Here is a 1,121-nt window from a genome sequence, read left to right as displayed (position 1 = left end):
CTAACAAGGCGATCGCACTCAGCGGCAATAAAAAGGTTCTACGAAGATTTCTCATCAGACTCGCTCCTTACGCTGGCTTTGCCTTTGGTACGGTATTGCTCGAATCGCGCCGTCAGGCCGCGAATCACCACATAAAACACCGGTGTCAGGAACAGGCCGAACAAGGTCACGCCCAGCATGCCGGCGAATACCGCAACCCCCATGGCATGGCGCATTTCCGCACCCGCGCCGCTGGCGAAGATCAACGGAATGACGCCGGCAATAAACGCGATCGAAGTCATCACGATCGGTCTTAACCGCAGCCGGCAAGCCTTAATCACAGCCTCGAGCGTGTTAGCACCTTCATCCTCCAGACCGCGGGCAAACTCGACGATCAGGATGGCGTTTTTAGCGGCCAAACCGACCAGCACAATGAGGCCTATTTGCACGAAAACGTTGTTGTCGCCCCCCAACAGCCAGACGCCAATCATGGCGCTCAACAGACACATCGGCACGATCAGCAGTACGGCCAAAGGCAGCAGCCAGCTGTTGTATTGCGTGGCCAGAATGAGATAAGCGAGCAGTACGCACAGTGGGAAAATGAACAGCGCCGCGTTGCCCGCGAGCTTTTGCTGATAGGTGAGATCGGTCCATTCGACGGTCATGCCTTCCGGCAGCGTCTCTTTTGCCAGTTGCTCCATCAAGGCCACCGCTTGACCGGAACTGACACCTATCGCCGCGCCGCCCGAGATATCAGCCGATGGGTAGCCGTTGTAACGGATGATGCGATCCGGGCCGGAGCCGGGCGTCACGGTAACAAAGGAAGACAGCGGCAGCATGTCACCGGCCGCGTTGCGCACCTGCAGTCGGCCGATGGCTTCCGCCTGCATGCGATGGTCGGCATCGGCCTGGGCGGTCACCTTGTAAGTGCGGCCAAATCGGTTGAAGTCGTTGATGTAAAGCGAGCCGAGGTAAATTTGAAGCGACTCGAACACATCCGCCAGGCTGACACCCTGACTTTTCGCCTGCGTACGGTCGATAACCACATCAAGTTGCGGCGCATTGATGTCCAGGCTGGTCATCAGACCGGCGACCTGTCCCGATTCGGTGGCTTTCACCATCAGGAGCCGCGTGTGCTCAAC

Annotated in this window: 1 protein-coding gene; it reads right to left on the bottom strand. The window is 58.1% G+C overall.

Annotated features, from left to right (window positions below; genetic code table 11):
* Window positions 1-38 precede the first annotated feature (38 nt).
* The coding region (locus AB0442_RS42585) for an efflux RND transporter permease subunit (RefSeq protein ID WP_366168866.1) at window positions 39-1,121 on the bottom strand (1,083 nt) is incomplete at its 5' end.

It is taken from the genome of Kitasatospora sp. NPDC085895 (assembly GCF_040702125.1).
Lineage (GTDB): Bacteria > Actinomycetota > Actinomycetes > Streptomycetales > Streptomycetaceae > Kitasatospora > Kitasatospora arboriphila.
The sequence above is the reverse complement of the archived record's forward strand: the minus strand, read 5'-3'. Positions and strand labels throughout refer to the sequence as shown.